We start from the raw sequence: 24,925 nt of genomic DNA on the forward strand, positions 1-24,925 counted from the left end.
GGGCGGCGTCCCCCCGGTCGCCGCGGAGACCAAGCCCCCGCTGGCGGGCGGCGATTCTGACCGCGGTGGTGGCCGCGGGCCTCCTGCCCGGCCTCCCCGCCGCGGCGCAGGACCCCGACGACCGCCGGCCCGGCGTGCAGGAGGACAAGGCGGCCCGGGTCCGCTACCTGCCGCTGCGCGGCGGCCTCGCCGAAGCCGGGCGACCGCAGGAGTCCGACGTCATTCCGGACCGGCCGATCCCGGACTCGACCCTGCCGACGCCGGGCTCGGCGGTCGTCGAGCTGGGAGCGGTCGGCTCGACCGAGCGCCGCCAGCAGACGGTCCTGGTCGGCTCGCTCCCCGTCCTCGTCGGACCGCCGCGGACCGACGACCGGCGCCGGGTCGGGGACGTCCCGGCGAAGGTACGGCTGGAGGTGTACCCGACGGGCGTGGCCGCCCGTGCGGGCATCACCGGCGTCCTGCTGCGGGCCACCCGTGCGGACGGTGTCCAGGCGCCCGGCAACCTCTCCCTGGAGCTGGACTACTCCGGCTTCGCGCGCGCGATCGGCGGCGACTGGGCGAATCGCCTGCGGCTCAGCCGCCTGCCGTCCTGTGTGGTCGCGGATACGCCGGACCCCGGCTGCGACAGCACACCGGCCGAGGTGTTCGACACCTGGAACCGGGCCGAGGGCCGGTGGCTGGGCGCCAACCTGCCGGTGGAGGCGGAGCCCGCGGGCCGCGACGGCGCGGGGCAGGTCTTCTCGCTGGCGGCCGGCGCGTCCGGCCCCGGCGGCAGCTACGCGGCCACCAGCCTGAGCCCGGCCGGGTCCTGGCAGGTGGGCGGCAACACCGGGAGCTTCTCCTGGCAGTACCCGATGCGCGTGCCGCCGGCGCTGGCCGGCCCGTCGCCGGAGCTGAGCCTCAACTACACCTCCGCGAGCGTCGACGGCCGGACCGGTTCGACCAACGCCCAGCCGTCGTGGGCGGGCGAGGGATTCGAGCTGTCCGTCGGCCACATCGAGCGGTCGTACCGAAGCTGCAAGGACGACGGCCACGACGAGAAGGGCAAGGAGAAGTACGACCTGTGCTGGCCGTCCGCCGGCGACCACCTGACGATGTCGTTCGGCGGCCGCAACGGCGAGCTGGTGCGCAAGGGCCCCGACGAGTGGCGCCTGAAGGCCGACGACGGCACGAGGATCCAGCGGCGCCGCGACGGCTTCAACGGCGACGACAACAAGGAGTACTTCGTCGTCACCACCACCGACGGCGTGCGGTACGTCTTCGGCCGCGGCAAGCGGTACGCGGCGGACACCATCAACACGAACTCCGCCTGGCAGGTCCCGGTCTACGGCGACGACAAGGGCGAGCCGTGCTACGACAAGGGCGACGAGTTCAAGAACCGGCGCTGCAACCAGACGTGGCGGTGGAACCTCGACTACGTCGTCGACACGCACGACAACACGATGACGTACTTCTGGGAGAAGGAGACCAACCGCTACGGCACCAACCGCGACAACAAGGAGGTCGTCGGCTACGACCGCGGCGGCTACCTCTCCCGGATCGAGTACGGCGAGCGCGCCGGCCGGGAGGCCGACACCCGGGCCCCCATGCAGGTCGACTTCACCATCGCCGAGCGGTGCATCGTCGACAAGAACAACCAGTGCGGCGACCTGAACGAGCAGACCTGGAAGCGCTGGCCGGACGTCCCGCAGGACCTGATCTGCGGGGAAAACGCCAAGGAGTGCAAGCAGAAGTGGTCGCCGGCGTTCTTCACCCGCAAGCGGCTCGCGAGCGTCACCACGAAGGTGCTGCGCGGGGACAAGCTCGAACCGGTCGACTCGTGGACGCTGTCGCACAGCTTCCCGGACAACGGTGACGGCTCCACCGACGCCCTGTGGCTGAAGTCGGTCACCCACACCGGCCACGTCGGCGGTAAGCCGATCACCATGCCGCCCACGGTCTTCGAGGGCGAGCAGTTGCCGAACCGCGTCGACGCCGACGGCGACGACCGGCTGGAGTACGTCCGGTGGCGCATCCGCGCGATCCAGACGGAGTCCGGCGGGGTCACCGCGCTGCGGTACAAGTCGCCGGAGTGCCGGGCCGGCGACAAGCGCGACCCGAAGCGGAACACCGCCCGCTGCTTCCCGTCCTTCTGGTCCAAGGAGGGGACCATCGGGGAGAAGGAGGACTGGTTCCACAAGTACGTGGTGGAGTCCGTCGTCGAGGACGACCGCGTCGGCAACAACAGCCAGACCGACGCCAAGGAGACCCGCTACGAGTACCACGGCGGGGCGGCCTGGCACTTCGACGAGAACGAGCTGGCCAAGTCCAAGGAGCGGACCTGGAACCAGTTCCGCGGCTTCCAGCGGGTCGTGACCGTGACCGGGGGCTCCTCCCGGACCGCGTCGACGTTCCTTCGCGGCATGGATGGTGACAAGGGCCGTCCGGAGGTGCGGGTACGCGCGTCCGACGGCACCGAGGTCGTCGACGACGACCGGCTGCAGGGCTTCCTGCTGGAGCAGCAGACGTACGACCGGGACCGGGAGATCAGCGGTTCGGTGCACACGCCGTGGCTCTCGGCGCCCACCGCGACCGAGGGGTCCGACCGGGCCCGCCTGGTCGCACCGGGGACCACCAGCACCCGGACCGCCCTCGACGGCGGCAGCCACCGCCGCACCCGGGTGGTCCACTCCCACGACGGCTACGGCATGCTCGAGCGCAGCGAGGACCTCGGCGACATCGGGGCGGACGGCCAGAACAAGGGCGCCGCCGCCGCGGACGACTCGTGCACCCGGTACACGTACAGCCGCAACCCGGCCGCGAACCTCCTGACGCTGGTCTCCCGCGTCGAGACGGTCTCGGTCCGGTGCGACCGGGAGGCCACGTACCCCGACCACGTCGTCTCCGACGTCCGGACGTACTACGACAAGGCCACGTCGCTGACCGGCACGCCGACGAAGGGCGACGTGACCCGCACGGACGAGCTGGCGGGCTACGACGCGGAGCGGCGGACGGTCACCCACGTCACGGTGTCCCGCAGCGCGTACGACGGGTACGGCCGGGTGATCTCCGCGACCGACGCCAAGGGGCGGACCACCAAGACCAGCTTCACCGCGGGCCCGGGCGGCCCGGTGACCGGGATGACGGTGACCGACCCGCTCAACCACCGCACCGTGTCCCGGGTCGACCCGGCGTGGGGCGAGGTGGTCGGCACCACCGACGCCAACGGCGCCACCACGACGCTCGAACGCGACGCGCTCGGCCGGCTGGTCAAGGTCTGGCTGCCGGGCCGCGCGACGTCGGAGACGCCGAACACGCAGTACGAGTACCTGGTCCGGCAGAACAAGCCGGTGGCGGTCGTCACCAGGACCCTGAAGCCCAACGGCGTCCGCACCTCCTACGAGATCTACGACGCGCTGCTGCGCCCGCGGCAGACGCAGGCGGTCTCCACGACCGGCAAGCGGATCATCACCGACACGTACTACGACAAGCGCGGCCTCGCGATCCGCTCGCGGGGGCCGTACTTCGCCGCGGGCGCGCCGGCCGACACGCTCGTGGACACCGCCGCCGGGGTGCAGGCCCCGACCACGGTCACGACGTACGACGGGGCGGGGCGGCCGACGGTCGAGGCGTTCCACCGCGAGGGGGCGGAGCAGCCGGAGACGTGGCGGACGGCCACGTCGTACCACGGCGATCACACCGTCGTGGACCCGCCGGAGGGCGAGACCGCGACCGCGACGTACAGCAACGCGCAGGGCCTGACGACGAAGCTCGTCGAGTACCGCACGCCGAGCCCGACCGGCGATGAGAAGGACGGCGACGTCACGACGTACGAGTACGACCACGCCGACCGGCTCAGCACGGTCACCGCGAGCAGGCACGTCTGGTCCTTCCGGTACGACCTGCGCGGCCGTCAGGTCACGGCGACCGACCCCGACGCGGGGACGACGACGATGACCTACGACGAACTGGACCGCCTGGCGACCAGTACCGATGCCCGCGCGCGGACGCTGCGGCACGAGTACGACAAGCTCGGCCGCCCGGTCGCCGTCCACGAGGGCGACCGCACGCTGTCGGCGTGGGCGTACGACAAGGCCACGAACGGCAAGGGCCGGCTGGCCTCGTCGACCCGCTACACCTACGACGCCGCCGGCACCCGCCACGCCTACACGACGACCGTCGGTTCGTACGACGCCGGCGGGCGCCCGCTCGCCACGTCCGTCAGCATCCCGGCGGTCGAGAACAACCTGGCCGGGGAGTACAAGTACACGGCGGCGTACGCGGTGGACGGTTCGCCGAGCACGGCCACCGTTCCCGGCGTGGGCGGCCTGCCGGCGGAGACGCTGGAGACCGAGTACGACACGGCCGGCCTGCCGATCACGCTCCAGGCGCAGGGCAGGGACGCGCCCAGCTACGTCCGGGAGTCGCGATACTCGGAGTTCGGCGAGCCGCTGCAATACACCCTCGGCTCGACGGCCGACAAGACCAAGTACACCTGGCTCACCCACAGCTACGAGCACGGGACGCGGCGCCTGCAGACGAGCCAGGTCGACCGGTACCTGGTGAAGGACGCCGACAGCGTCGTCTCCTACGGCTACGACGCGGCCGGCAACGTCCTGCGGATCGCGGACCGGCCGAAGAACGCGCCGGCCGACGTGCAGTGCTTCCGGTACGACCACGTCCGGCGGCTGACCGAGGCGTGGGCGCAGGAGGCGGAGAAGTGCGCCACCGCGCCGTCGGTCGCGGCGCTGGGCAAGCCGGCCTCGCCGTACTGGCAGTCGTTCACCCACGACGCGGCGGGCAACCGCCGCACGCAGGTCGACCACGCCGTGACACCGGACGAGCCGGAGGTCACCAGGGCGTACACACCGCGCGGCCCGGCCGGCTTCCCGGCCCACGCGGTCGACAGCGTCGACGTGACCACCAAGGTCAAGGGCTCCGAACAGAAGTCCCGGTGGACGTTCGACTACGACAAGTCCGGCAACATGACCAAGCGGCAGGCCGCCGCGGACGCCGACCAGAAGATCGACTGGAACGCCGAGGGGCACGTCGAGCGGCTCACGGCGAAGGACGGCAAGGCCACGTCGTTCGTCTACGACGCCGACGGCAACCGCCTGCTCCGGCGGGACCAGGCCGACCAGTCGGTGACGCTGTACCTCGGCGCCGAGGAGATCCGGCTCGACACCCGCAACGCCGACCCGGCCAAGCAGTCCACGGCCGGCACCCGCTACTACACGCACAACGGCCAGGCCGTCGCCGTCCGTACGGTGACCGGACTGTCCTGGCTGGCCGGCGGCCAGAACGGGACGTCCGAGATCGCCGTGGCCAACGGCACCCTGGAGCTGACCCGGCAGCGCACGAAGCCCTTCGGTGAACTGCGCGGCCCGGACAGCCCGCTGCCCGGCGAGCGCGGTTTCGTCGGCGGCACCAACGATCGCTCGATCGGCCTGATCCACCTCGGCGCCCGGGAGTACGACCCGGCGTCCGGCCGGTTCATCTCGCCCGACCCGGTGCTGGACTTCGCCGATCCGCAGCAGCTCAACGGCTACGCGTACGGCCGCGGCAACCCGCTGTCGTTCGCCGACCCGTCGGGCCTGTGGTGGGGCTCGGGCTGGAACTGGAACATGATCGGCCACGGCGCGCTCGACGTGATCGGCCTGATCCCGGTCGTCGGCGAGGTCGCCGATCTCGCCAACGGCGCGTGGTACTTCGCCGAGGGCGACTGGGTCAACGGCTCGCTGTCCATGGCGTCGGCGATCCCGGTCGCGGGGTACGTGGCGACCGCGGCCAAGGGCGCCAAGTACGTCGACGAGGCAGTCGGCGCGGTGAAGGTCGCCCAGGACGTGACCAAGGCCGGGGACTCGGCGAAGGGTGCGGCGAAGGCCGCGGACAATGCCGTACCTCCGGCAGCGCCCGCGCCGAAGGCGGCACCGAAACCCAATCCACCGGCGGCGTCGAAGTCGGCGGGGAGCGGGGCGAAGAAGGCCGACGGCGGCGGTGGTCCGGCAGCCGGGGCGAAGTCGAACAGCGGGAAGTCCGGATCGGGCGGCAAGGGGACCAGCAGGAACAGTTCCACCGCGAAGGGCCAGCCCAGCCAACCGAAGCGTGATGGCGACCTGGTCGATGCGGTCAACGGTGCCTATGATGAGATTGTTGCTAGCCAGTCAATCAAGCAACGCGGTCCTGTTGTATCAGGCGTGAAGGATCGACTTACAGGAGAGATTGCTATTGCGCAGAATAGCAAGTCGATTCCGAATGGCCTGCATCCTGAGCTGGCCGGTAGACTTATGATGACCGGCAAGGGTGCCCCATTTAAGGGCACTCCAGGAAGTCACGGCGAAATTCATGCGTTGAACGGATTGTTGTGGAAGAGGGAGGCGTCAGGAATGAGTACCGCTATCGATGATTCATTTTCTTTCTTTAGTAGGCGCCTCCGCGGCTCTCAGCAAGGTGCACAAATCCTGCGCTGTGGCAACTGTCGCAACTTGACCTGGGGAGGGTTGGAATGACCGAGTCAGGCAACAGTATGCCGCGCGTCTCTGACGAACACCTCGATTTCGACGACGATCAAGTCTTCTATTTCGAGGGCCGCAGGTTCACCGGAATTTCATTCTCCGACGAACCAGTCCGATCCGAAATTAGCTATGTTAACGGTCTTCAAAACGGCCCGGCTCGTGATTGGTATTCCTCAGGTGGCCTAATGTCTGAGACGAATTATCGAGATGACGTTAAGCATGGAGAAGAACGAGAATATTTTGAAGACGGACTATTAAAGGCTAGGCGCCTTTACGAAAATGGCGTCTTGGTGAGCGAAGTGTTGCAGAGCTAGGCGGCCATCTTGACTGGCCATGGAGGGTTCCGTCTAATAATTGACGGAGCCCTCCATATCGGGCGGCAAGGAGACCAGTAGGAACAGTTCCACTGCGAAGGGTCAGCCCAGTCAGCCGAAGGGCTGCAAGCACAGCTTCGACCCGGCGACCAAGGTGCTGATGGCCGACGGCAGTACGAAGGCTATCGCGGAGGTCGCGCTCGGGGATCAGGTGAAGGCGGCCGACCCGGAGACGGGGCGTGAGACGGCGGAGCCGGTCGAGGCGCTGTTCACGAACCAGGACAGCGAGCTGACCAGCTTGACGGTTGCGTTGGCCGACGGGTCGCGGGAGACGCTGTCGACGACGCAGCACCATCCGTTCTGGAGCGAGACGCGCCAGGCATGGGTCGACGCCGGCGACCTCGTCATCGGCGAGCTGCTACGTGCAGAGGACGGCGGTACGGTCAGTGTGGCGGGTGTCGTCAACGAGCGTGGCGACAAGGCGATGCAGGATCTTACGGTAGCCAATGTCCACACCTACCATGTACTAGCCGGCAACAGCCCCATCCTTGTCCACAACTGCAACGAAACGTATTACCGGACGATGAGTCAGGAGCACTTCGATACCCTGCAATCGACAGGCAAGCTGTCTGCCACGCGGAAACTTTCATTTCGCCGACGCAATCGTTCTCGGAGGGCTACGAGGGGGTGCTCGTAAAATTCAGCGTCCAACCAGGAACGACGAGTGCGCTCGTTTCTTGCGGCAGTAGGTGATTCCAACTGAGTGACTGTAGTCGGCTCAAAAGTCTCGTTAAAAGTGAGTCGATGGAGCAGAATGAGTTACTGAATCAGATTTCCTCACTCAGAGATGTTGAGAGCTGCATTTCTGAAGAGTTAGCGAAAGCAGTCGATGGTCGAGACTGGGACTCGCTAGAAGTGTTGCTTTGGGCGGCGATTTGCCATCCCTGTGAGGCATATGCTCCAGTTCTCGAGCGGATGCTGCATCGCCGGGAGCCCGGAGTTCCGGTCGAGGATTTGATCGAGGTGTTGGGTGAGATAGGCTCTGAGACCTCGGTAGTGCACTTGGAGAGAGCAATGTATTGGCGACCCGAGTGGGATGAATTTCATAGCGTCGCGGTGAAATGTATTGGGGCGCTAGCCGCCATTGGAAATGAGTCGGCCAAGGTGGTCGTTGAGACTGTATCGTCGACCGCGCCTGAAGTGGTCCGGGACTGGGCTGCGGCGAAGTTGGCCACCTGGCCCAAGCCTTAGGGGGTGATGGCGAAAAATTGAATCACCATTGCGATGGCGATAGGTGTGATTTCATAATTTAATGATCAGGCTTGAGTTTCGGTAGGTTGGCATGCGCTGGCAACAGCTTGATCTGGGCGAATGGGACACGCGGCCAAATCGCCGATGTGCAGGAATGTTCCGTCAGTCCCGATGGGATATTCCTTTTGATCAACTCACGTTCACGGTGGCCGAGGGCGATGACGAGTTTTCGGCCGTCCAGCTCCCATCTGGGCGCATCGTTTTATTTGTGAACGTGTTCGGAGCGCCTGTAGCGGGGACTCATGTCTGGATATCCGGGAACGACGTTGAGCCAGAGGAGGCCTTTCAAGAGCTTTACTCTTGCTTTGGTCTCAGTGCGGTTGATGTAGTTTGGCGGCCAGCTTCTTAGAAGCGCAGCACGATATGACCACAGTTTAACTCGGTGCCCAGTCCGAGTGTGCGCACGAACGAATTGCGTTTGAGTCGATCTGATTGCTGTTGAGACGGCATATCTCACGGCCTGATCGGCACATAATCGGGCGACGCACGGAGGCGTGAGTAGCGCCGCAAGTACGGATGCGAAGGCGGCCGCCGACCGGTTCGGTCCAGTGGCACCGGGGGTGCGCAGTTGCTGGTCAGCCGGTCGCTGTCACCCTGGGAAGCAGTTGTTCCGCGATGCGTTCGGTGAATTCGATCGGGTGGCGGTCCGGGAGGAGCTGGATCTCGTCCACCCCCAGCTTCGCGTACGCGTCCACGTCCGCCAGGAACCCGTCCACGTCGGCCAGCACCGGCCGGCTGACCATCACCGTCGGCCGGATCTCCCCGTACTCCCGACCCACCTCCCGGCAGTGCCCCCGCAGCACGTCGAGCTTGTGCGCCACGTCGTCCACGCTCGACCCGAACACGTTGCACGCGTCCCCGTACTGCGCCACCAGCCGCAGTGTCTTGCGCTCCCCGCCGCCCCCGATGACGATCGGGATGCGCCGCCCGCCCACGGGACCGGGTACGCACAGCGTCTCGGCCAGCTCGTAGTGGCGCCCCGCGAACGGCCCGTTGTCGTCGCTCCACATCTGCCGGCAGATCCGCAGTGTCTCCTCCAGGCGCTCGAACCGCTCCGCCATCGGGACCACCGGTACGCCGAGGCCGTGCTGTTCGCGTTCGTACCAGGAGGCGCCGATGCCGAAGTAGGCCCGGCCGCCCGAGAGGGTGTCCACCGTCGTCACGATCTTGGCGAGCAGGCCGGGGTGGCGGTACATCACGCCGGTGACCAGCAGGCCGAGCTGCATCCGGGTGGTGACGGCGGCGACGTAGCCGAGGGCGGTGTAGCCCTCCAGCATCGGCTGCTCGGCGGGGGCCACCCGCTCCATCTGGAAATAGTGGTCCATCAGGCTGAACGAGTCGATGCCCGCCTCCTCGGCGATCCGGGCGGTCTCGCGCAGCGTCGGCGCGATGAGCGCCGGGTCGGCCGGCGTGGCGAAGTTCCAGTAGTGCAGGCCGAGCTTCATCGGGCACCCCCGGTCGGTCCGGCCCCGGCCCGGATGCCAGCGGCCCCCGGCGGTCGGGCGCGAGCCCGGCCACCGAGGGCCACTGTAGTCGCACTCAGCGTCAGTTGACGGCCGCGAAGCCCTCGTCCGGCGCCTCGTCGTAGCCGACGACCGACTCCTCGGCGTCCACGTCGGTGTCGTACGCGGTCTCGACGCGGTACGACACCCGGGTGGGGGTGCCGATGCAGCGCAGCGGGGCGGTCACGATGTTGGCGCCGCTGTACGAGGCGGTGCCGGTGCACGCCGGGGTGTCCGAGCCGACCTTGTAGACGTCGGCGTACAGCTCGCCCTCGTCGTCCACGCCGTACTCGATGGCGTAGTCCTCGGTGTTGTCGCCGTTGGTATCGAGCAGGAACTCGGTGTAGGTCTCGTCGCTCTCCCAGTTCGGGTCGTCGGTGGGGTCGCCGGCACTCGCCGTCGAGTAGCGCAGCTCGATGTTCCCGCCGTTGCGGGTGCCGTCGGCCCGGACGATGTCGCCGTACGGGGCGTCGACCTCGTCGTCGTCCTCGTCGTAGACGTCGCCCTTCGGGTCGGTGATCGGGGCGGGGGCGGGGGTCGCCAGGACCGGGGTGGTGGCCAGGCCGAGGCCCAGGGTCGGTACGGCGGCGACGATGAGCAGATTCCGCAGGAAGCGGCGCGACATGTGAGGTCCTCCACTGTTGGGGTCCCGCCGACCGTACGAAGTGCATCGATGCCTGGCAAGGCGCCGGTACCGCTATCTGCCGGTAGGTCCGAGGTGCGGGATCATGCGCGTCCGAGTGCCGGTGTCAGAGCTGCGGCGTATGTCCCACGCGCCGGGATCGCGTACTCCTCGCGCAGCTCGGCGAGCGGGGTGTCGGCCCGGCCGAGGTGGTCGACGCCGAGGTACAGGTCGGTGTTGGTGGCCGTGCCGCGCAGGAACGCGTCGGCCACCATCGCGCCGCCGGCGGGGTTGCCGGTGATGCCGCGGGCGCGTTCGCGGGACAGCGGGCGGGCCGCGCCGGCGCCGGCGGGGGCGAGGCCGGGGCCGCCGTTCATCGCGTCGACCATGCCGTGCTCGAACATCAGCAGGACGATCAGCAGGTTGTGGAAGCCGTACGGGTGCCGGGTGGTGCCGGCGGCGAACGCGCCGACCTCGACCTCGCCGAGCGGCTCGGTGGTGGCGCCGATGTACACGTGCAGCCAGTCGTGCAGGGTCAGCGGCAGGGCGACCGCGCCGGGGACGCCGGGCAGCCGCCAGTCGTGCGCGGCGTAGAAGTCGGCGAACGTCCGGCCGGCGGTGTCGGCGGGCAGGTGGTGCAGGGGCGCGAACTGGGCTGCCAGCTCCGGCGAGGCGAGGGTGCCGTGGATGGCGGCGGGCGGCAGGTGCATCGCGAGGAAGCGGGCGTACGCGGGCAGCAGGGCGAGGTCGCGCGGGACCGGGGTGCGGTACGCGTCGAACTCGACGGTGTGCACGAGGGTGAGCGGGACCGTGCCGGCGGCCAGCGCGGCGATGACGTCGACGGCGGGCTCGGCGACGTCGAGGTCCGCGGCGGCGGCGGCGATGCGGGCGTGGTCGGCGGCGTCCGGCTGCTCGGTGAGCACGTTCAGGGCGATCGCCGTACGGATGATCCGGCGGCGGGTCGCGGGGCTCAGCGCGCGGACGGCGGCCGGGTCGGGGCGGCGGTGCGCGTGGTCGGCGACGCGCGGCGCGCCGGGCAGCGCGGCGGCGACGACGTCGAGGAAGTCGCGCGCGGTGGCGTTCAGTCGATCGGTGCCGCCGGCGGTCGCGATCGCCGCCGGCAGAGCGGCATCGACTTCGGTGCTGACCAGGGGAAACAACATTCGTCGGACTCCTCGACTTCGGCCGGGCGGAGCGTTGTTCATAGCCTAGGGTAGCGGTGTCGTGTCAGAGAGTAATTGCGCGACCACCCACGTCGACTCGCGAGGAGAGAGCATGCCGAACAACACCGCGCTGACCCAGAAGGTTGTCGAGAAGGCCCAGAGCGACGCCGCGTTCCGGAACAAGCTGATCTCGAACCCGAAGGCCACCGTGGAGAGCGAGCTGGGCATCACCATCCCGGCCGACCTCACCGTCAAGGTCGTCGAGGAGCAGCCCAGCGAGTTCTACATCGTCCTGCCGCCGAAGGAGCAGAGCGGCCAGCTCAGCGACGCGCAGCTCGCGGGAGTGGCCGGCGGCGACTCGTCGTCGTGGGGCCCGAACTGCACGGCCTGCTGACGACCGACCCCGTGGATCCGTCGGCCGGGCACCCCGGCCGGCGGATCCCCACATCCACGGAGCTGACGTGTACGCCCTGGACGCCCTGCTCGAACGCCTCCCCGCCGCCCTCGTCGACGACCCGGCCGCCAAGCGGCTGCGGCTGCTCGGCGACCGCCTGCCCGACGCGCTGAGCCGCCGGGTCGGGTTGGAGGCGCGGCTCGACGACGATCCCCGGGTGGATCTTCTCCTGCTCGCCGCCGACACCCGCGAGCTGGACATCCTCGCCGGTGTCGACCCGTCCATCCGGCTGCCCGGCCCGCTGGCCGCCACGCCCGCCTGGCGGGCCGCCGCCCGACTGGCCCGGCGGGCCCGCTGGCTCGCCGTCGACGGCGCCCCGCTGCCGCCCGGCGTCTGGCTCGAACTCGACACCGACACCGCCGCGCCGGCGCCCGCGCTGTTCACCGCCGCCGGGCCCGACCCCGACCACGAGGCCGTCGCCGGCTGGGACGCCGCCGGTACCGTCGCCGCCGTCCTCGCCGCCGCCGGCGACGCCGAGCCGCCCGCGGACCTGGTCGCCGCGCTCGCCCGGGTCGCCGCCGGGCCGCTGCCGGTCCGGCAGGTCGGGGTGTTCGCCAGCCGGCCGCACGCGGGCGTCCGGCTGTTCTGCTGCCGGCCGCCCGGCACGCCGCTCGCCCCCGCGCTGGCCGCCGCCGGCTGGGAGGGGGACGCCGCCGCCGTCACCGCCTGGACCGCGGTCGCGGAGGAGTACGGCGACACCCTGCACGTCGGACTCGACGTCACCCCGATCGGGCCGCTGCCGACGGTCGGGTTGGAGATCGCGGTCGCCGGGGCGGCGCAGCCGCCCGCCGACCCCCGCTGGGGGCGGCTGCTCGCGTTGCTGGTCGACCGCGGGCTGGCCACCCCGGCCAAGGCCGCCGCCGTACAGCAGTTGGGGCGGGCGTACGAGCTGCGGCTGCCGCACCGGCGCCGGTACCGGCAGGGCCTGCACCATCTCAAGATCACCGTGGGTGCCGGCGGGTCGGCGGCCGCGAAGGTGTACTTCGGAGCGTACGAGGAGGTCGCTGGATGACGGCGGGAATCGCGCTGCCGCGGCTGGCCGCGGTGCAGGAGGTGGCCGACGTCCCCGCGGGCGCCAGCCACCTCGTCGGGCTCGGCGAGGGGGCCGACCCCGACCTGCTGCGGCACGCCGTGAAGATCGGTACGGCGGAGTACCCGGACCCGGACGCCCCGGCCGGCGGCCCGTGGACCAAGTGGCTGGTCTGGCTGGGCGACGCCCGGCCGCCCGGCCCGCCGAGCCACGTCCGGTTCGGCCGGCTGGCCGCGGGCGACCCGGCCGGCATCATCGTCCCGGCCGCGGGCGGGGGACTGCCCTGGACGGTCACTGTCGACGGCGGCGGCCGGACCATCGTCGCCGACCGGCAGGGCCCGCGCTGGGCCGAGTTCCCGCTGCACACCGGCGCCCCGGTCGACGACGCCCAGTGGCGGCTCGGCGGCTGGACCGCCGCTGCCCACCACGAGCAGCGGCTGGCCGGCGGGGACCGGCAGCGGGTGCTGATCGTCCGGGCCGGCAGCCGGTGAACCCGCGGCTGGCCATCGCCGCGGGCGTCGACTACCTGTACCGGACCGCCGCCGGAGGGCGGTGGTCCGCCTTCCACCTGTACCCCGGGGTCAGCGACGAGTGGGTGACCGCGTACGTCGGTGCCACGCTCGCCGAGGCCGCGGTGCCCGGCGCGGAGCCGCTGGTCGCCGCCGCCGTGGCCGGGCTGGCCGGGCGGCAGCGGGCGGACGGGCGGTACGGCTTCAACCCCTGCGCGATCGGCGACGGGGACAGCACGGTGTGGGCGCTGCGGCTGGGCGCGGCGGCGGGGGAGTTCCCCGGCGACCGGGCGGCGGCGGTGGCGGCACTGGCCGGGCACGCGCGGCCGGACGGGGTGGCGACGTACGCCGCGGACGAGCCGATCCGGACGATCATCGAGGCCGGCCCGGAGCGGTCGATGAAGGGCTGGACGTCGGCCCATGCCTGCGTGACCGCCGCCGCCGCGGGCCTGGCCGGGAGCGGCCGGACCGCCGCCGGCTCGGCGGCGACCGGGGCCGGCGCGGTCGCTCCCGGCGGCGAGTCGGCCGGGCGGGAGGCCGACGGCGCGGCCGCGATCGGGGCCCGGGCCGCCGCGGCGCTGGCCGCGCAGCAGCGCGGGGACGGGTCCTGGCCCGCGTACTGGTGGGCCGACCCGGCGTACACCGTCGCGCACGCCGCCGAGGCCCTCGCCGGCACCCCGGCCGCCGCCCGCGCGGCGACCTGGGCCGCGGCCCGCCTCACCGCCGCGCCCGAGCGTGCCGACCTCGACCCGTCCGGCGACCCGCCCGCCGGTCCGCCCGCGGGTGGGAACGGGGCGGCGGAGCCGTTCGGGGTCGCGCTCGCGCTGCGGGCACTGGTCGCCGGCGGCGGGCCCGAGCCGGCGATCCGGGCCGCCGAGGCCGCGCTCTGCCGGCAGCTCCGGCTCGACGGGAGCTGGCCGGCGTCGGCGGTGCTGCGGGTACCCGACCCGGACGACCCCGACCCGGACACCCCCGGCCGCACCCGGTGGGTGCCCGGCGGACGCAAGGAGGGCGCGGTGATCGTCGACCGGACCGCCGCCTTCACCACCGCCACCGTCGTCGCCGCGCTGGCCCGGGCGGCCGCTCGATGACGCTGGTCTCCCCGGCGACCGAGGCCCTGCCCGGCGGGGTCGCCGCCGTGCTGGCCGACGCGGCGTTCCTCGGCGAGCGGCTCGCCGGCGACTGGGTGGCGCCCGCGCCCGGCGCGGACGGCCCGGCCGGCGGCTGGCGGGTCGCCCGGCTCGGCGCGCCGCCGCCCGGCCGGACCGCCGCGCAGCTCGCCGCCGCCGCCGGGCCCGTCGCGCTGCGCCGGGTCCCCGACGCCGACTGGGCGCACCTGCTGGTCGCGCACCTCACCGGCGACACCGTGCCGGGCGGGGACTGGCCGGTGCCGTACGGCTGGCTGCTCGGCCCGCTCGCCGCGCGCGCCTGGGCGCCGCTGGCCGGGGCGCTCGACGCGCGGCTGGTCACGGACACGCTGGCGGCGCACGTCCGGCGGTCCGCGTGGTGGCTCGGGCCGGCGCTGCACCGGGGCTTCGCCGCGTACCGGGACGCCCGCACCCATCGGCTGGACACCGCGCTCGCCGCGCGCAGCGCGGCGCCCCCGGCCGTGCAGCATGCCGCGTACGTCGCCGCCGCCGGCCCCACCGGCCTCGCGGTCTGGCGCCGGCAGCCCGTCGTCGCCCGGCTCGCCGCGCAGCTCGCCGTGGACGAGGTCGCCCTGCTCCGCCGGGTCCTCGCCGCCCTCGCCGCCGACGGCGGCGCGGTCGCCGGCCTGCTCGGCGTCGACCGGCTGGCGCCGCTGGCGCTGCTGCGCACCGGCCTCGGCGACCGGCACGAGGGCGGCGCGTCGGTGTGCCGGCTGCGCTTCGCCGACGGCCGCGAGGTGATCTTCCGGCCGCGCCGGCACGACGGCCTCGCCGTCCTGCGGGCGGCGCTCGCCGGGCTGCCCGGGCCGGTCCCGCCGGTGCCGGCCGCCGTCGACCGCGGCGGGCACTCCTGGGTCGCGGCGGTGGCCGCCGAGCCGGTCGCCGACCCGCGGCGGTACCACGCCGCGGCCGGGGCGCTGCTCGGCGCGCTGCACGCGCTCGGCGCCACCGACATCCACCGGGACAACATCGTGCGCACCGCCGCCGGCCCCGTCGTGGTCGACGCCGAGACCGTCGCGCACCCGGTCACCGCGTTCGAGACCGCGGCCACCGACGCGCTCGCCGACCGGCCGCTGCCGGCCGGGGCGCTGGTCGACTCGGCGCTGCGGGTGGGCCTGCTGCCGGCCTGGGACTTCGCCGCGGACGGGGCGCTGCTGGACGCCGGGCACCTGCTGCCGGACCTGCCGGGCGCCGGGCGGATCGCCGTACCGGAGCTGACCCACCCCGGCACCGACGCCGAGACGCTGCGGTACGCGCCCGCGCCGGTGGTCGCCCGGCACGACCTGCCGGCGCCCGGCTACGACCCGGCCCCGCACGCCGACGCGGTCGCCGCCGGGTACGCCGCCGCCGTCGGCCGGGTCGCGCCGCCGCCCGCGGCGCCGGGGCGGCGGGTGCGGCTGCTGCTGCGGTACACCACCCGGTACGTCGACACCCTGCTGCGCGCTCTCGGCCGCGCCGACCTGCGCGACGGCGTCGACCTCGACCTGGCGCTGGCCGCCCTGCCGCCCGGCGGCGCGGACATCACCCCGGCGCTGCGCGAGGCCGAGCTGGCCGACCTGCGCCGGCTGGACGTGCCGTACTTCGAGTGGGAGCCGGCCGGCGGCGCGGTCCGGCACCGCGGCCGGCGGATCGGCACCCTCGCCCCGCCGCCGCGGCCGCCCGTCGACCCGGCGGCCGGGGTGGCTCTGGTGCGCGGCGCGCTGCGCGCCCGCGACGCCGCGCCGGGGCTGGCCACCGACCCCGCCGCCGCGCCGGCCGGCCGGGCCGACGCGCTCGCCGGGGCGCTGCTCGCCGACCTGGTCGACCGGGCGGTGCCCGTCGGCGCCGGCAGCACCTGGTGCGGCGCGGCGTACCGGCACGGGCGGTTCACCCGGATGCCGGTGGGCTGGTCGCTGTACGACGGGCAGGCCGGCATCGCGCTCGCGCTCGCGGCCGGGTCCACCGTGGACCCGGCGCTGCGGGCCGCCGCCGGGCGCGCGGCCGGGCCGCTGCTGGACCGGGTCGCCGCCGACCCGGCCGGGCTGTGTGCGGCGCTCGGCCCCGGGTACCTGCACGGCGCCGCCGGCGTGCTCTGGGCGCTGCGCCACCTGCCGCCGCTGCTGCCCGGCCCGGCCGGCGCCCGCGCCGCGGCCGCCGCCGACCTGCTCGCCGACGCGCTGGCCGCGGCCGTCCGGCACCGGCCGGCGGGCACGCCGGTCGGCGACCTGGCCGACGGGGTGCCGGGGGCGCTGCTCGTCCTCGCCGGCGAGCCGGCGCGGCGGCCGGCCGCCGCGAGCCCGGTCCGGGCGGCGCTCGCCGCCGGGGCGGCGGCGGTCCGCGCGGCGGCGGAGGCCCCGGGCGCGCCCGCGGACGGGTACGGCCCCGACGGCACCGCCGACCGCGGCGGGGCGCACCGGCGGGACGGCCTGGCGCACGGCCGGGCCGGCACCGCGCTCGGGCTGTGGCGGGCCGCGGCGGCGCTGGGCGACGCGGCGGCGGCGCCGCTGGCCGCGGCGGCGCACCGGCTGATCGCCGCGGACCGGTCGGCGGGCTGGACGTGGTGCACGGGCGGCGTGGGCGCCGCCCTGGCCGCGGCGGCCATCGGCGTCGGCACGCTGCCGGGCTCCGCCCTCCCCGCCGCCACCGACCCCGACCCGGGCGCCGGCGCGGCCCGGATCGGCGCGGCCCACATCAGCGCGGCCCGGATCGGTGCGGCCCGGATCGGTGCCGGCGGCGACGCGGGTGGCGCCGCGCCGGGGGCGGACTCGCCGCACCACCTCTGCTGCGGGGTCGTCGGGCACGCGCTCGCCGCCGACCCGTCCGCCGCCGCGGCCGTCCTCGACCGGCTCGCCGCCGACGGCGCGCCGCGGTACCTGCGCCCGCTCCCGCCCGGCCTGCACCAGCCCGGGCTGTTCCAGGGCGCCGCCGGCCTCGCGCTCGGCGTCCTCCTGCTCACCCGGCCGGGCCTGCCCGACCCGCTGCGCGCCACGGACCCGGCATGACCGCCCACCCCGCCACCGGCCCGACCGCGCCCGCCGCCGAACCCGCCCCGGCGGCGCCCGGTGCCGGCCGGGCCGACCGGCGGGCGATCGACGCCGCGTACGCCGCGTTCGGCGCCGCGCCGCTGCTGCGCCGGGTGCACGGCCCCGCGTACCTGAACGTCGGCTGGCACCCGGCCGCCGACCCGCCGGCCGCGCTGGTCGACCGGCTGCTCGCCGCCGCGGGCGACCGCCCGCCCGCCGCCGTCCTCGACGTGGCCTGCGGCCGGGCGGCGTCCACCGCGCGGATCGCCGCCCGCTGGCCCGGCGCCGCGGTCGTCGGCCTGGACCGCAGCGCCGCGCTGCTGCCGGAGCCGGCGCCCGGCCGGCCGCCGGTGGTCCGGGCGGACGCGGTGGCGCTGCCGGTCCGGTCCGGCTCCGTGGACCTGGTCGTCGCCGTCGAGGCCGCGCTGCACTTCCCGAGCCGGGCGGCGTTCCTCGCCGCCGCCGCCCGGGTGCTGCGGCCGGGCGGGCGGCTGGTGCTCACCGACCTGCTCGTCGACCCGGCCGCGCCCGGCTGGGCGCCGCTGGTCCCGGCGGCGAACGCCGAGCGCACCCCGGCCGCGTACGCCGCCGCGGTCGCGGCCGCCGGGCTCGCCGTCGAGCGGTGCGCGGACGTCACCGCGCACACCTGGACCCCGTACGCCGCCGCGCTGACCGCCGCCGCCGCGGCCGAGTCCGCCGCCACCGGCGCGGTCGTCCGTACCCTGCTCGCCGACCGCCCGGTCGGCGCCTACCTGGAGGTGGTGGCCCGCCGATGAGCCGGTTCGCCGTGGACCTGTCCAGCGCCGCGCTGCGCGCCGAGTGCCCGGCGCACGTCGCCTGGCTGCGCGAGAGCGTCGGCCCCGTCCTGCCGAGCACCCGCCCGGACGGGCTGCTCGTGCTCTCCGCCGAGCTGGTCCGGGAGGTGCTCACCGACCCGGCCCGGTACTCGTCGTCGATCATGGCGACGGCCGACCCCGAGCTGCTCGGCGCCGACGGCGCCGCGCACCGGGCGGTCCGCCGTACCCTCGTCCGGGCCCTGCGCGACGCCGACGCCTGCGCGGTCCGCGCGGCCGCGACCGGCCGGGCCGACCGGCTGCTCGGCGCGTTCGCCCGGGCCGGCGGCGGCGACGCCGTACCGACGGTGGCCCGGCCGCTGGCCGTGCTCGCCGCCGCCGGGGTGCTGGGGATGCCCGTGCCGGACGTCCGCCGGCTCACCGGCTGGGCCGCCGCCGCGGTCGGCAGCGCCACCGGCGGCGACGGCGCCGACGTGGCCGCGCACAGCGCCGCCGCCACCGCGACGGTCGCCGCCCGGCTGCCCGCCGCCGGCCGCGGTGTGCTCGGCGCGCTGCGCGCCGGGGTGGACGCGGGGGAGCAGACCAAGGAGGGCGCGGTCGCGGTCGCGCTGCTGGTCCTGCTCGCCTCGCTGGACACCACGACCGCGCTGGTCGCCGGCTGCCTGCGGGCGGTCGCCGCGGGCGCCGCCGGGACCCCCGAGGGCGTCGTCGAGGGGGTGCTGGCCGCGCATCCGCCGGTGCGCTTCGTCCGCCGGGTCGCCACCGCGCCGAGCACGCTCGGCGGCGTCCCGCTGCGGCCGGGCCAGCCGGTCCTGGCCCACCTGCACAGCGCCAACGCCGAGGCCGGCGGGTTCGCCTTCGGCGCCGGCCCGCACGCCTGCCCCGGCGCCGCGGTCGCCCGGGCCGTCGCGGTGGGCGCGGTCACCGCCGCCGCCCGGTACGCGCTGCGCCCCGCCGGGGAGCCCGTACCGCAGCGGTCCAGCCAGATCGCCGGCTGGGCGGCGCTGCCGCTGCACGCCGGGCGCCGCCCGTGACCCGGGCGCTGTTCCGCAGCCGGGCGATGACCCGCAGCGCGGACCCGGAGAAGCTGGACGAGCGGGTCCGGGTGGTCACCGTACCGGGCTGGATCGCCCTGGCCGTGGCCCTGGTCGTCGCGGTGTCGGTGCTGTCCTGGGCCTGGCTCGGCACCACCCGCAGCCAGGTCACCGGCACCGCGCTGCTGGTCCGGGCGCCGCACACGTTCACCGCCGAGTCGCCGGTGTACGGCTTCGTGGTGGACGGGCCGCCCGCCGAGGGCAGCCGGGTGGAGCAGGGCCAGCGGATCGGCACGGTCCGCGCCGCCGCCACCGCGGGCACCCCGCTGGTGCCGGTCCTCGCCCCGGTCAGCGGCACGGTGATCTCGGGCGCGGCCGAGCGCGGCACGGTCGTCGTGCCGGGCCAGGACCTCGCGTACCTGGAGGCGGAGACCGGCCCGCTGGTGGCGCAGGCGTTCGTCCCGACCGCCGAGGGCAAGCGGGTGGTCAAGGGCATGTCGGCCCGGGTGGAGCCGAGCACGGCCCCGTCCGCGGTGTACGGCTGGCTGCTCGCCGACGTCACCGCCGTCAGCAGCTACACGGTCACCCCGGACCGGGTCCGCACGGTCGTCGGCCACGGCGCCATCGCCGACGGGATCGTCAACGGCCCGCCCGTCCTGCTCGTCACCCTCGCCCTGCAGCCGGCCGGCGCCGGGGGCCGGTACCGGTGGACGTCCGGCGACGGGCCGCCGTTCGCCGTCGGCAGCGGCACGCTGGCCACCGCGGCGATCACCGTGTCGTCCTCCCGGCCGATCGACACGCTGTTCGGGCGCGGCCGGTGACCGCGACCGCGCCCGGGCCGGCCCGGGCGGGGCACCGGCGGCCCGTCCGGGTGCCGACCGTGCTCCAGATGGAGGCGGTCGAGTGCGGCGCCGCCGCGCTGGCGATGATCCTGCGGCACCACGGCCGGCACGTGCCGCTGGAGGAGCTGCGGGTCGCCTGCGCCGTCTCCCGGGACGGCTCCAACGCGGTCAGCATCCTGACCGCCGCCCGGGCGTACGGGCTGGTGGCCGGCGGCGCCCGGGTCGAGCTGGACGACCTGCCCGCGGCGACCTTCCCGCTGATCGCCTTCTGGGACTTCAACCACTTCCTCGTCGTCGAGGGCACCGCCCGGGCCGGGCTGCTGGTCAACGACCCGGCCGCCGGCCGCCGGGTGGTGCCGTGGGACGAGGTGGACGCCCGGTTCACCGGCGTCGTCCTCGAACTGCGCCCCGGCCCCGACTTCACCCCCGGCGGGCGGCCGCCGGGCACCCTGCGCAGCCTGGCCGCGCGGCTGCGCGGCTCCCGCGACGGCGTCGCGTACGTGCTGCTGGCCGGCGTCGCGCTGATCGTCCCGGCGATGGGCGCGCCGATCGCCACCCAGTTGTTCACCGACGAGGTGCTGGTCCCGAACCTGCCCGGCGGGGCCGGCCCGCTGCTCGGCGCGCTCGCCGTCGTGATCGTGCTCCAGGCGTGGCTCGCCTGGTGGCAGCGGACGGTGATCAACCGGTTCGACCTGCGGCTGTCGGTGACGATGGCGGCCACCTTCCTGCGGCACGCGCTGCGGCTGCCGCTGACCTTCTACGCCCAGCGCAGCGTCGGCGACATCGCGTACCGGCTGCAACTCGGCGGCGAGGTCGCCCGGGTCGTCTCCACCCAGCTCGCCCCGGCGCTGCTCCAGGCGTGCACGGCGGTGCTGTACCTGGTGCTGATGCTCCTGCTCAGCCCGCCGCTGACGCTGATCGCGGCCGCCGCCGCGGTGGTCGACGTACTCGTCCTGCGGGCCGCCCGCCGGCACCGGGAGGACGCCAGCGGCGTCGTCGTCCGGGAGGAGTCGGCCCTGCACGCCGTCTCGTACTACGGGCTGCGCACCATCGAGAGCGTCAAGGCCGCCGGCGGCGAGGATGACCTGTTCGCCAAGGTGACCGGCTTCCACGCCCGGGCGGCGAACGCCCGGCAGCGGCTCGAGGTGCCGTACACCGTCGTCTCCGCCGTACCGGCGCTGACCGCGCAGCTCGCCACGATCGGCGTGGTCGCCGCCGGGGCGCTGCTGGTGCTGCGCGACGAGCTGACGCTCGGGCAGCTCATGGCGTTCTCGGTGCTGGTCTCCGGGTTCCTCGCGCCGATCGCCGTGCTGGTCGGCCTGGGCGGCGCGGTGCAGCAGGCGCGCGGGCACCTGGACCGGATCGACGACCTGCTGCGGTACCCCGCGCCCGCGCCCGCCCCGGCCGCGGCGCTGCCGCCCGGCCGGCTGCGCGGCGAGCTGGAGCTGCGCGACGTCACCTTCGGGTACAGCCCGGCCGGGCCGCCGCTGCTGGACGGGTTCAGCCTGCGGGTGCGCCCCGGCCAGCGGGTCGCGCTGGTCGGCGGCTCCGGCTCCGGCAAGACCACCGTCGCCCGGCTGATCACCGGGCTGGTCACCCCGTGGTCGGGGGAGGTGCTGCTGGACGGCGTACCGCGGGGCGACCTGCCCGCCCCGCTGCTCGCCGCGAGCCTGGCCCTGGTGGACCAGGAGATCGTCCTGTTCGCCGGCACCGTCCGGGACAACATCGCCTTCCTCGACACCACGCTGCCCGACGCCGCGGTGGTGGCCGCCGCCCGGGACGCCGCCATCCACGACGACATCACCGCCCGCCCCGGCGGGTACGGCGCCGCGGTCGCCGACGGCGGCCGCAACTTCTCCGGCGGCCAGCAGCAGCGGATCGAGATCGCCCGGGCGCTCGCCACCGACCCGACGGTCCTCGTGCTGGACGAGGCCACGTCCGCCCTGGACCCCGGCACCGAGCAGCTCATCGACCGGGCCGTCCGCCGCCGCTCCTGCACGACGATCGTGGTGGCGCACCGGCTGTCCACGATCCGCGACTGCGACGAGATCATCGTGCTGGACCGCGGCCGGGTCGCCGAGCGCGGCACGCACGACGAGCTGCTGGCCCGGGCGGGCGCGTACGCGGCGCTGGTGACCGCGTGACCGCCCCGCTCGCCGTCGAGCACAGGCTCGACGCGCACCGCGGCCTCGACCCCGACCCGGACGACCTGGTCGTCGTCACCGAGGGCGTGGTCGAGGTGTTCCGCGCCCTGGACGCCGCGCCGCCCACCGCGCCCCGGCACCTGGGCACGCTGGCCGCCGGCGAGGCGCTGCCCGGCACCCGCTGGGCCGAGCCGCCGGACCCCGCCGAGCGGATCACCCTGCGCGGCAACGGCCCGGCCGCCGTCCGGGTCCGGCCCGGCGCCGCCGCCCGCCCGGTCGGGCCGGAGGCCGAGCTGCGCCGGGCCACCCTCGCCGCCGCGCTGGCCGCCGCCCGGGCGCCCGACGGCGGCGCCGCCGCGATGGCCCGCCGGGTTGCCGCCGACGGCCGCCGCGCCGCCGACGCGGCCGCCGCGCTGGCCGGCGTGCTGTCCGGCGCCGCGCCCGACCGCGCCCCGGCCGACGCCGACGCCCCGCCCCGGCTGCGCGCGCTGCTGCTCGCCGCCCGGGCCGCCGGTGTCCGGCTGCCCGCCCGCGCGGTGGACATCGCCCGCACGCTGTCCACCCTGGACGTGCCCGCGCTGGCCCGCCGGCTGCGCGTGCCGATCCGGGCCGTCGACCCCGGCGGCGCCTGGTGGGCCGGCGACGGGCTGCCGATGGTCGCCGTGGACGCCGAGGGGACCGCGTACGCGCTGGTCCGCCGCCGCGGCGCCTGGCGGGTGTGGTCCGCGCCGACCGGCTGGCGGCCGGTCCCCGCCCGCGGGCCCGCGCCGGTCGCGCTCGCCGCCGCCTGGTGCGTGTACCCCGTGCTGCCCGACCGCCCGGTCACCCCGCGGGACCTGCTGCGCACCGGCCTGCCGCCGGGCGCCGGCCGGGACCTCGCCCGGATCGGCGGCACGGCGGTCGCCGTCCTCGCCCTGGGCGCGGCCGTCCCGCTGGCCACTGCCCGGATCCTGGGCGACGCCGTACCGCGGGCGGAGGCCGGCAACGTCGGCGCCATCGCGGTGCTGGTGGCCGGGCTGGTGCTCGCGTTCACCGGGGCGACGGTCGCCCAGGGGCTGCTGCTCCAGCGGCTCGTGGTCGAGCTGAACGTGCGGACCACCGCCGCCCTGTGGGCCCGGGTGGTGCGGCTGGAGCCGCCGTTCTTCCGCGCGTTCAACCCCGGCGAGCTGGCCCGCCGGGTGCTCGCCGTGGACGGCATCCGGGACCTGGTCACCGGCAGCGTGCTCAGCGGCGGCATCGGCGCCCTCGTCGGCGTCACCGGCCTGGCGGTGGCGTTCGTGCTGGACCCGGCGATCGCCGCGGCGCTGCTGGCCGGGCTCGTGTTCTACGCGGCGTACGCGTACCGGCAGGTCCGCCTGCTGGTCCGGGCCCGCCGCGGCGAGGTGGCCACCCGCAACGCGATCAGCGGCTTCGTCACCGCGGTGCTCACCGGCATCGTCAAGGTCCGGGTCGCCGACGCCGAGCAGCGGATGTACGCCCGCTGGGGCACGATGTACGCCGGCGAGCGGTCCGCGGCGGCGCGGGCCAACTCCGCGCTGCGCCAGCTCACCGTCGCCACCGCTGTCGCGCCCGGCGTGGGCACGCTGATCGTCCTCGGCGCGGCGGCGACGGTCCGGGACGCGGGGATGAGCGTGGCCGTGTTCGTCGGCCTGATCGCCGCGCTCGGCCAGGTCACCACCGCGCTGGCGCTGATCGGGCCGGCGCTGGGGCAGCTCGCGGACGTGGCGCCGCTGTACGACGCGGCCCGCCCGGTGTTCCGGACGGCGCCGCGGGCGGCGGTGGAGACGACCGACCCCGGCGCGCTGTCCGGCCGGGTGGAGGTCAGCCGGGTCTCGTTCGCGTACGCCGAGGACGGCCCGCGCACCCTGAGCGACGTCGACCTGGCCGCGGCGCCGGGGGAGTTCGTGGCGGTGGTCGGCCCGTCGGGGGCCGGCAAGTCCACGCTGATCCGGCTGCTGCTGGGCTTCGACCGGCCGACGGCCGGCTCGGTGCTGTACGACGGCAAGCCGCTGGACACCCTCGACGCCGAGGCGGTCCGCCGGCAGGTCGGCGTGGTGATGCAGAACGCGCAGGTGCCGACGGGCAGCATCCTGACCTGCCTGACCGGTACGACGGACCTGACCGCCGACGACGCCTGGGCGGCGCTGGCGATGGCCGGGCTGGCCGACGACGTCCGGCGGCTGCCGATGGGCATCCGGACGGTGGTCGGCGAGGGCGCGTCCACGTTCTCCGGCGGCCAGCGGCAGCGGCTGATGATCGCCCGGGCGCTGATCCGCCGCCCGCGCATCCTGATCTTCGACGAGGCGACGAGCGCCCTGGACAACATCACCCAGCGCACGGTCACCCGCAGCCTGGCGGGCCTGAACGCGACCCGGATCGTGATCGCCCACCGCCTGTCCACGATCCGCGACGCCCACCGCATCCTGGTCCTGGACCGCGGCAAGGTGGCGGAGCAGGGCGCGTTCGAGGAACTCCTGGCCGCCAACGGCACCTTCGCCCACCTGGCCCGCCGCCAGCTCACCTGAGCGCGATCATGGGGCCGGCTGCCCGACCCCATGATCA

At 74.8% G+C, this 24,925-nt stretch carries 15 protein-coding genes and 1 pseudogene; 13 read left to right on the forward strand and 3 right to left on the reverse strand.

Annotation, left to right across the window (positions count from 1 at the left end; genetic code table 11):
* Positions 1 to 65: 65 nt before the first annotated feature.
* From IEY94_RS19295 to IEY94_RS19305, 3 genes and pseudogenes are all read left to right on the forward strand, one after another.
* Positions 66 to 6,488 carry an RHS repeat-associated core domain-containing protein gene (locus IEY94_RS19295; protein ID WP_189171641.1) on the forward strand — a complete coding sequence of 2,141 codons (6,423 nt, stop codon included), beginning with the start codon at positions 66 to 68 and terminating at the stop codon, positions 6,486 to 6,488.
* 360 nt (positions 6,489 to 6,848) lie between these two features.
* Positions 6,849 to 7,561: pseudogene (locus IEY94_RS19300) on the forward strand (polymorphic toxin-type HINT domain-containing protein).
* A 51-nt stretch (positions 7,562 to 7,612) separates the two neighbouring features.
* On the forward strand, positions 7,613 to 8,059 hold the full coding sequence (locus tag IEY94_RS19305; RefSeq protein ID WP_189171643.1) for a hypothetical protein: 447 nt from the start codon (positions 7,613 to 7,615) through the stop codon (positions 8,057 to 8,059).
* Positions 8,060 to 8,694: 635 nt separating this feature from the next.
* Here the strand turns inward: IEY94_RS19305 and IEY94_RS19310 are convergent.
* The 3 genes from IEY94_RS19310 to IEY94_RS19320 all read right to left on the reverse strand — a co-directional run bounded on the left by IEY94_RS19310 (position 8,695) and on the right by IEY94_RS19320 (position 11,406).
* The gene (locus IEY94_RS19310; RefSeq protein WP_189171644.1) at positions 8,695 to 9,564 is read right to left on the reverse strand and encodes an LLM class F420-dependent oxidoreductase; all 870 of its coding nucleotides are present in this window, start codon (positions 9,562 to 9,564) and stop codon (positions 8,695 to 8,697) included.
* A 100-nt stretch (positions 9,565 to 9,664) separates the two neighbouring features.
* A complete protein-coding gene (locus IEY94_RS19315; protein ID WP_189171645.1) occupies positions 9,665 to 10,246 on the reverse strand; it encodes a hypothetical protein in 582 nt (193 codons plus the stop codon).
* A 101-nt stretch (positions 10,247 to 10,347) separates the two neighbouring features.
* On the reverse strand, positions 10,348 to 11,406 hold the full coding sequence (locus IEY94_RS19320; RefSeq protein WP_189171646.1) for a hypothetical protein: 1,059 nt from the start codon (positions 11,404 to 11,406) through the stop codon (positions 10,348 to 10,350).
* A 112-nt stretch (positions 11,407 to 11,518) separates the two neighbouring features.
* Here IEY94_RS19320 and IEY94_RS19325 point away from each other — a divergent pair, with 112 nt between their 5' ends.
* The 10 genes from IEY94_RS19325 (at position 11,519) to IEY94_RS19370 (ending at position 24,888) form a co-directional block, all read left to right on the forward strand.
* Positions 11,519 to 11,800, forward strand: a complete 282-nt coding sequence (locus IEY94_RS19325; protein ID WP_189171647.1) for an NHLP leader peptide family RiPP precursor — start codon at positions 11,519 to 11,521, stop codon at positions 11,798 to 11,800.
* Between the two features lie 67 nt (positions 11,801 to 11,867).
* Positions 11,868 to 12,872 (forward strand): hypothetical protein, encoded by a 1,005-nt coding sequence (locus IEY94_RS19330; RefSeq protein ID WP_189171648.1) that lies wholly within the window; start codon positions 11,868 to 11,870, stop codon positions 12,870 to 12,872.
* Positions 12,869 to 13,381 (forward strand): hypothetical protein, encoded by a 513-nt coding sequence (locus IEY94_RS19335; protein ID WP_189171649.1) that lies wholly within the window; start codon positions 12,869 to 12,871, stop codon positions 13,379 to 13,381. The genes IEY94_RS19330 and IEY94_RS19335 overlap by 4 nt, the downstream gene beginning before the upstream one ends.
* Positions 13,378 to 14,490, forward strand: coding sequence for a hypothetical protein (locus IEY94_RS19340; RefSeq protein ID WP_189171650.1), 1,113 nt, complete (start codon positions 13,378 to 13,380; stop codon positions 14,488 to 14,490). The genes IEY94_RS19335 and IEY94_RS19340 overlap by 4 nt, the downstream gene beginning before the upstream one ends.
* The gene (locus IEY94_RS19345) at positions 14,487 to 17,528 is read left to right on the forward strand and encodes a DUF4135 domain-containing protein (RefSeq protein ID WP_189171651.1); all 3,042 of its coding nucleotides are present in this window, start codon (positions 14,487 to 14,489) and stop codon (positions 17,526 to 17,528) included. Before IEY94_RS19340 ends, IEY94_RS19345 begins: the two co-directional genes overlap by 4 nt.
* Positions 17,525 to 18,325 (forward strand): class I SAM-dependent methyltransferase, encoded by an 801-nt coding sequence (locus IEY94_RS19350; protein WP_189171652.1) that lies wholly within the window; start codon positions 17,525 to 17,527, stop codon positions 18,323 to 18,325. Before IEY94_RS19345 ends, IEY94_RS19350 begins: the two co-directional genes overlap by 4 nt.
* Complete coding sequence (locus IEY94_RS19355; RefSeq protein ID WP_189171653.1) at positions 18,322 to 19,377, forward strand: cytochrome P450; 1,056 nt, start codon at positions 18,322 to 18,324, stop codon at positions 19,375 to 19,377. The genes IEY94_RS19350 and IEY94_RS19355 overlap by 4 nt, the downstream gene beginning before the upstream one ends.
* Entirely contained in the window at positions 19,374 to 20,198 is an 825-nt protein-coding gene (locus IEY94_RS19360; protein ID WP_189171654.1) for an HlyD family efflux transporter periplasmic adaptor subunit, read from the forward strand. Before IEY94_RS19355 ends, IEY94_RS19360 begins: the two co-directional genes overlap by 4 nt.
* On the forward strand, positions 20,195 to 22,363 hold the full coding sequence (locus tag IEY94_RS19365) for an NHLP family bacteriocin export ABC transporter peptidase/permease/ATPase subunit (RefSeq protein ID WP_229784265.1): 2,169 nt from the start codon (positions 20,195 to 20,197) through the stop codon (positions 22,361 to 22,363). Before IEY94_RS19360 ends, IEY94_RS19365 begins: the two co-directional genes overlap by 4 nt.
* Positions 22,360 to 24,888, forward strand: a complete 2,529-nt coding sequence (locus tag IEY94_RS19370; RefSeq protein WP_189171655.1) for an ATP-binding cassette domain-containing protein — start codon at positions 22,360 to 22,362, stop codon at positions 24,886 to 24,888. Before IEY94_RS19365 ends, IEY94_RS19370 begins: the two co-directional genes overlap by 4 nt.
* The last annotated feature ends 37 nt before the right edge of the window (positions 24,889 to 24,925 follow it).

It is taken from the genome of Pilimelia anulata (assembly GCF_014647895.1).
GTDB lineage: Bacteria > Actinomycetota > Actinomycetes > Mycobacteriales > Micromonosporaceae > Pilimelia > Pilimelia anulata.

Coding starts and splice junctions, on each gene's coding strand:
- IEY94_RS19335 (WP_189171649.1), top strand. CDS start 12,869: ATGACGGCGGGAATCGCGCTGCCGCGGCTGGCCGCGGTGCAGGAGGTG.
- IEY94_RS19325 (WP_189171647.1), top strand. CDS start 11,519: ATGCCGAACAACACCGCGCTGACCCAGAAGGTTGTCGAGAAGGCCCAG.
- IEY94_RS19310 (WP_189171644.1), bottom strand. CDS start 9,564: ATGAAGCTCGGCCTGCACTACTGGAACTTCGCCACGCCGGCCGACCCG.
- IEY94_RS19350 (WP_189171652.1), top strand. CDS start 17,525: ATGACCGCCCACCCCGCCACCGGCCCGACCGCGCCCGCCGCCGAACCC.
- IEY94_RS19345 (WP_189171651.1), top strand. CDS start 14,487: ATGACGCTGGTCTCCCCGGCGACCGAGGCCCTGCCCGGCGGGGTCGCC.
- IEY94_RS19355 (WP_189171653.1), top strand. CDS start 18,322: ATGAGCCGGTTCGCCGTGGACCTGTCCAGCGCCGCGCTGCGCGCCGAG.
- IEY94_RS19305 (WP_189171643.1), top strand. CDS start 7,613: ATGGAGCAGAATGAGTTACTGAATCAGATTTCCTCACTCAGAGATGTT.
- IEY94_RS19320 (WP_189171646.1), bottom strand. CDS start 11,406: ATGTTGTTTCCCCTGGTCAGCACCGAAGTCGATGCCGCTCTGCCGGCG.
- IEY94_RS19315 (WP_189171645.1), bottom strand. CDS start 10,246: ATGTCGCGCCGCTTCCTGCGGAATCTGCTCATCGTCGCCGCCGTACCG.